This is a genomic window from Micromonospora coerulea (assembly GCF_016598485.1).
Lineage (GTDB): Bacteria > Actinomycetota > Actinomycetes > Mycobacteriales > Micromonosporaceae > Micromonospora > Micromonospora coerulea.
Map to the genome: position 1 here is coordinate 185,989 of NZ_JAEMUW010000015.1, position 6,000 is coordinate 191,988.

A 6,000-nucleotide genomic window follows, 5' to 3' on the forward strand; every position below is an offset into this window, starting at 1 on the left:
CGTACCGAAGGAGATGCTCAGGGGATGCGCCGGACATGCCGAGCACAGCGTCCGGGTTGGTGCGCGGCCACGGATTACGCCCCCAGCTTGTGTAGAGCCGGACAGCTTCGCTCTTCGCCGAATCAACCATGGCGGTGGTGCTCGCAATCCGCAGGTCCCCCAGTCTCGGCCTGCTTGTGTCCACCGCCGCGGATCTCAGCCCAGCAGTGCTCGCACCAGATGTAGTCCGCCTGCTCCACGAGGTGCACCTTCTCGCCGAGTGGTAGACCCCGAAGAGCCTGGAAATCAATCGGCTTCCTTAACTGGCAGTAGTAGCCACCCTGGCTTGGACGGAAGGGCTCTTCGGCTGCCGGATGAGGTTCGAGAGCATTGCCGGCGGTCAGCAAGGCGTCGACGAGGGGCAGCAGGTGGCGGTGGTCGTCGTCCATGCCAGGCATCCTGACAACCCGACGCGTCTGCTGGTAGGCAGGCGCCTCCGATTCCTGGCAGCGACCATTGGTAGCAATGCCTGGGCTTCCCCCTGAGATGTGGACACCCTGAGACTGGACGTTGGTCCAGAGGAAGGGGTGTCCCCGTTGGGGCGTCCATCGAAGTACACGGAAGAGTTCCGGCGTGACGCGGTTGACCTGGTCCGTTCGTCGCAGCGGCCGATCAATCAGGTGGCGCGTGAGCTCGGGATGAGTCACGAGACGCTGCGGAACTGGGTCCGCGCCGCGGAACGCCGGACCGGGGCCGTTGGGCCCGTCTCGGGTGGGGACGGGTTGTCGGTGGCGGACAAGGACGCCGAGATCGCCCGGCTGCGGCGTGAGAACGCGGAGCTGCGGCAGGAGAAGGAGATCCTGCGCAAGGCAGCCGCCTATTTCGCGAAGGAGATGGATCGGTGACCAGCCGCTTCCGGTTCATCTCCGCCCACCGCGCCACTCTCGGCGTCAAGCGGCTGTGCCGGGTCCTGGCGGTGTCCCGCTCCGGGTTCTACCGCTGGGTCGCCAGCGAGCCGGCCCGGCATGCTCGCGCCGCCGGCGAGGATGCCCTCGCCGAGCAGATCAAGGTCATCCACGCGGACTCCGGTGGCACCTACGGATCCCCTCGAGTGACCGTCGAGCTGCACGACCAGGGCGTGCGGGTCAACCGCAAGCGGGTCGAGCGGATCATGCGCCAGCGCGACGTCGTGGGTCGGCACCTGCGCCGCCGCAAACGCACGACCATCCCGGATCCTGCCGTGCCGCCGACGCCGGATCTGATCGGCAGGGACTTCACCGCCACCGCACTCGATCAGCGGTGGTGCGGCGACATCACCTACCTACGCGTCGGTGCCGGCTGGCTGTATCTGGCCACGGTCATCGACATCGCCACCCGCCGGCTGATCGGCTGGTCGATCAACACCCACATGCGCACCGCCCTGCTCATCGACGCCCTGGACGCCGCGGTCGCCGCCCGCGGCGGCCGGGTCGACGGCGTGATCTTCCACTCCGACAGGGGCGCCCAATACGGCAGCGGTGACTTCGCCGACGCCTGCCAACGGCACGACATCCGCCGCTCGATGGGGCGGATCGGCTCGTCGTACGACAACGCCCTGGCCGAGGCGTTCTTCGCCACCCTCAAGCGTGAACTCGACGTCGACCACCGCCGCTGGGCCACCGAGGCCGACGCCCGCCGCGACGTGTTCCGCTGGATCGCCTTCTACAACCACCGACGCCGCCACTCCGCGCTGGGCTACCTCAGCCCCGCCGACTACGAACAGACCCTCACACCGACTACGCTGCATCAGATCGCGGCATAACCCGGTGTCCACATCCCGGGGGGAACCCCAGGAGATCTCGCGCCGCTTGCCAATCGAGTTTCCCCGCGATCCCCTGATGCGGGTGAGCCACGAAACCATCTATCAGGCGCTGTTCGTGCAGGGCCGCGGGGAGCTACGCCGGGAGCTGGCCCGCTGCCTGCGCACCGGCAGAGTCAAGCGCCGTGCCCGCCGGCGGCCCGAGAACACCGGCCGGATCCCGAACATGGTGATGATCAGCGAACGCCCCGCGGAGGCCGACGATCGTGCGGTGCCCGGCCACTGGGAGGGCGATCTGATCCTCGGCAAAGACAGCAAGTCCGCGGTGGGCACCCTGGTAGAGCGAAGCACCAGATTCCTGCTGTTGCTCCACCTACCCCAAGGCCGCACCGCGCAGTCCGCACCATCACCTGGGATCAGGGCAAGGAGATGTCCCAGCACGCCCAATTCACCGCCGCCACCGGCATCCAGGTCCACTTCTGCGACCCTCACAAGCCCTGGCAGCGTGGATCGAACGAGAACAGCAACGGCCTGCTCCGCCAGTACATGCCCAAGGGAACCGACCTATCGGTCCACACCGCCGACGACCTCGCCCGCTTCGCCCGCAGCCTCAACACCCGCCCCCGCAAGACCCTCGGCTTCATGACACCATCCGAGAAGCTCGCCGAACTCCTTGCGCACACCCCCTTGAACCCGCCCGAGGCCGTTCCACCACATGGCTGACAGTTGGTCTAGATCCCTCAGGATCAGGATGGCTGGCGCAGCGGATGGTCACCGCGCCAAGGCGTCCCAACTTGATGCCCTGGACGCCGCTAGGAATCCGTCGCCTTGAACAGGAAGGAAGGACTGTTGGGCGACGGTGAGTACGACAATCCTTCGGTGGCGGTGACGGCCTGGAGCCGAGCAAGCGCTGACTCAGCCGAGGTTGTGTCACTCAGGTACACCCGGATGCCGCCGAAGCGTAACCACCCGTCGGCAGTGACAGGGTCCATGCCCAGGCCGTCCAGATCACCCGTCAACGTGGCGCGAGCATGAAGCCATAGGTCGCGCTGCTCGACGATCTCCAGATCGATCAGGTCGTACTGGTGATGCTGGAAGAAGTAGACGCTGGACTCGGCAGGTTCGCCGGCGCCTCGTACCGCTTGCCCGGTCATGCTGCGCCAACTGGCACTCAGGAGGGGTAGCCAGTCGATGTCCAGGAAGATCCGGCTGCTCCCGTAGTCCCGGGCTACCTCCTTGAAAGGAAAGCGGAAGCTCCAGGTCAAGGCCGGTGGCAGCCCAATCCTCGGGTTGTCGAAGAGCAGTCCGCCCCACGTTCCCCCTTCGATCGGCAGAAGCTCCCGGACGTCCAGGGCATCCTCGTCGTCAGCCTCCCTCATCACGGCGGGAGTCTCTCATAGGTGCTGGAAGCCAAGGTCTGGATCATGTCAAGCGTCTGGTGGGACGCGAGTGTCAAGCATGTGCTGTGACGGGACATGCCGGCTGCCGGCGGATGTCGGACTCCAGTTGATGCGTGACACATCGGCTCCACTTGACGCGCGACAGTTCGTCGGCCGATAGAGCTGTGCTGTCACATACCGTGACGGGTCCGCCGCACACCACCGGAGGTGCGATCAACGGTTCCTGTTCGGACACGCGCGCTCTGCGGCGGCGGATGCCTCAAGGCCCCATGCCGTCGCAGGGAAAATCCGGTCGTGTCATGACGGGATGCTTTGGCAAACTGCCGTCATGCTGCTTACGGTCGCCGGCTCGAGTTGCTCGGGCAAGACCACCGCGGTCCGGGCATGCGCACAGATCGACGGACTAGTAGTGCATGACTTCGACGAGATCGGGGTTCCCGCCGGTGCGGACGTCGTGTGGCGCCAACGCAGCACGGAGCAGTGGATCCAGCGCGTGCTGCTTTACCAGTCCGACGGCGTGGACGTCCTGCTCACCGGGCAGTCACCGCTGGGCGAGGTACTGGCGAGCCCTTCGGCGACCGAGCTGAACGGGATCGCGGCTTGCCTGCTAGACGTCGATGACCGGGTGCGCTGGGAGCGGCTCGACAGCCGTGACCCCGGGAAATGGGACCTGGACACCAAGCGGTCGTTCATCGGGTGGGCACGGTGGCATCGCGGGCACGCCGCCGATCCCCGCTACCGGCCCGAGGTCATCACCGCCGCCGGGTACGAGCGGATGAGGTGGGCTCGTTGGAGCGATTGGCCCAGCACCGATTCTCGCTGGGCCGTGCGGGTCATCGACACGACCGGACGATCGGTGCGGCAGTCGGCGGCCGACATCAGGCAATGGGTCACCGAAGCACGTTCCGACTTCGCCCTCGGACGGCTCGGCCTGGCAGCGGGGAGCTGGGCCACCCCTTCCTGAACCGCCAGACAACCGTTCATCGGCATGTCAGTGCACCCGTGGCCAGCACTGCGAACGCCGTGGACAGCGGCTATGAGCGGATGCTCGCTAACGAAGCGGGACGGTTGCCGTGGTCGGAATATCGAGCGTGACGAGGTGGCCTTCGCCGATTGCGTGCATCAGACCGTTGTCTCCGGGGACCAGCCGGCCAATCCGCGCCGATAGCCGCATGCGGGCGCCGACGTTGCCGGCGCGGTCGATGGTGACCAGCGAGCCGTCCGTGAAGGCGAAGAGCGCACCGCCGGACACCGGGGCCGCGGCGCAGACAGCGCCGTGCGGTAGGGGCCGTACCTCTGTGACAACACGTTGGCTCAGGTCGATGAGCGCAATGCCGGCGTCCTCGACGAGCCACAGCGTCTCGCCGTGGAGTATCGGCGGTCGTGGGCGGAGATCACGCTCGTGGTGCCACAGCACCTGCACACCGCTCACCGGATGAAAAGTCATGACCGTGCGTCGACCGCTGAGGAAGGTGACACGGCCATCGTCGCTGACTCCGTAGCTCCCGTCGCCATCAGGGAAGACCACCGGCGCCGGCAGCGACCACTCCCTCAGAACGGCCCCGGAGGCGGCCATCACCAGTAGTTTTGGCAGACCGGCGCCCGCGATGAGCACCGCATCGGCGGCAGAGTCGCCTTCGGGCCTCCAACGAACCGGCTGCGGCCAGGCAAGTGGACCAGCTCCGGCAAACGCAGCGCCCTCGGACGGCAGGCACTTGCCGTCGGCAAGGGCCAGCCGCATCAAAGGGTGATAACCGCGCCACCCTCCCAGCAGAACAACAGAGTCGCTGACGCTGACGTAATACCGCAGGCTCATGCCGCGCGTCGACCACAACCGCTGCCCGTTGTCCAGGTCGAAGCAGTGCAGCACTCCTGCTTGGCTCAGGTAAAGGCAGCGCTCACCCGCGATAACGGCCGTACCCCAGCAATCCTCGACACGTTGTTCCCACAACTGCGCCCCGCTGCGCGGGTCCAGCCGGACCAGACGCGAGTGCCGCTCCGCCACGACGAGGGAACCGGACGCCACTGCCATCGCCTGCGAGCCCGACCTCAGATGTAACGGCCGCGACCACAACACGCTGACCGACTGATCCACCACGCCGGCATGATCGCACGCATCGACACGATGGTGACACGCACTCAACTCGGCAGAGTCGGACGTTGCCGGAGCGGGGCGCGCATCGCGGCAGTTGCGGCCGCCGGTAGGTGGCAGGCCCGAGCCGGTGACGTAATGTCCCCTCTGTCAGGGACGAGCGTGGGGGTATGCCCAGTGCATGAGACTGAGGCGGAGCTCCGCCTAGAAGTCAGCGAGCTCACTGAATTGCTGCGTGAGGACTCCGATTTCGCTGATCTCCGCAACTTGCTGGCGGTCCGTGGCCTGCATGCGTCGGAGGTCCTCCTGGCCGGGCTGGTCGAAGGGCGGGACAACAGCCAGTACGGCGTGTTCATCACTGCCGACCCGCGGTGTCTCCTGTTCGAGATCGGTCCGAGCAACCAACTGGTTCGATGGGAGCAAATCGAGGACGTTGACGCCCTGGCGAAGGACTTCTCGGCGGTTAACGTCGGCATCGCGATGAGGCGCGCTGGTGAGCTGGCCTGAGCTTGGCGGGATCGGGGCGGCACTGGCATGTGCGCACTGTTCTCGGCACGAGCGGATGCTGTCTCACCCCGCGTCTCCGACCGTGAACGTTTACGGTCAGTAGCCGGCGAGCTGGGAGCCGTGTAACCCATCAAGTGGAGCCGACGTGTAACGCATCATCCGGAGTACGACACCGGCTGCCGGCGGAATCTGTGAGAACTTTCTGTACGTCTTCAAGGCGGCCA

The 6,000-nt window shown here is 66.4% G+C and carries 6 protein-coding genes and 1 pseudogene; 4 read left to right on the plus strand and 3 right to left on the minus strand.

The window, feature by feature from the left end; translation table 11 throughout:
- Positions 1-122: 122 nt before the first annotated feature.
- A complete protein-coding gene (locus tag I8N68_RS20405) occupies positions 123-428 on the minus strand; it encodes a hypothetical protein (protein WP_200212403.1) in 306 nt (101 codons plus the stop codon).
- Between the two features lie 147 nt (positions 429-575).
- On the opposite strand from I8N68_RS20405, the gene I8N68_RS20410 reads away from it, so the two are divergent.
- Together I8N68_RS20410 and I8N68_RS20415 are read left to right on the plus strand one after the other, a co-directional pair.
- Positions 576-1,780 (plus strand): IS3 family transposase gene (locus tag I8N68_RS20410; protein WP_372433773.1). Its coding sequence is split into 2 segments (ribosomal slippage): positions 576-807 and positions 807-1,780, totalling 1,206 coding nucleotides; the frame shifts between segments, so codons are not numbered across the junction.
- A gap of 25 nt (positions 1,781-1,805) precedes the next feature.
- Positions 1,806-2,500, plus strand: a pseudogene (locus I8N68_RS20415) (IS30 family transposase); the annotation flags it as partial.
- Between the two features lie 89 nt (positions 2,501-2,589).
- Here I8N68_RS20415 and I8N68_RS20420 read toward each other — a convergent pair.
- Positions 2,590-3,156: a hypothetical protein gene (locus I8N68_RS20420; RefSeq protein WP_200212405.1), complete on the minus strand. Its 567-nt coding sequence runs from the start codon at positions 3,154-3,156 to the stop codon at positions 2,590-2,592.
- A gap of 349 nt (positions 3,157-3,505) precedes the next feature.
- Here I8N68_RS20420 and I8N68_RS20425 point away from each other — a divergent pair, with 349 nt between their 5' ends.
- Entirely contained in the window at positions 3,506-4,141 is a 636-nt protein-coding gene (locus I8N68_RS20425) for a hypothetical protein (protein ID WP_200212407.1), read from the plus strand.
- 87 nt (positions 4,142-4,228) lie between these two features.
- On the opposite strand, the gene I8N68_RS20430 is transcribed toward I8N68_RS20425, so the two are convergent.
- Positions 4,229-5,275 (minus strand): outer membrane protein assembly factor BamB family protein, encoded by a 1,047-nt coding sequence (locus I8N68_RS20430; RefSeq protein ID WP_200212409.1) that lies wholly within the window; start codon positions 5,273-5,275, stop codon positions 4,229-4,231.
- A gap of 171 nt (positions 5,276-5,446) precedes the next feature.
- Between I8N68_RS20430 and I8N68_RS20435 the strand changes: the two genes are divergently transcribed.
- Positions 5,447-5,776, plus strand: coding sequence for a hypothetical protein (locus tag I8N68_RS20435; RefSeq protein ID WP_200212411.1), 330 nt, complete (start codon positions 5,447-5,449; stop codon positions 5,774-5,776).
- The last annotated feature ends 224 nt before the right edge of the window (positions 5,777-6,000 follow it).

Coding starts and splice junctions, on each gene's coding strand:
- I8N68_RS20405 (WP_200212403.1), bottom strand. CDS start 428: ATGGACGACGACCACCGCCACCTGCTGCCCCTCGTCGACGCCTTGCTG.
- I8N68_RS20420 (WP_200212405.1), bottom strand. CDS start 3,156: ATGAGGGAGGCTGACGACGAGGATGCCCTGGACGTCCGGGAGCTTCTG.
- I8N68_RS20425 (WP_200212407.1), top strand. CDS start 3,506: ATGCTGCTTACGGTCGCCGGCTCGAGTTGCTCGGGCAAGACCACCGCG.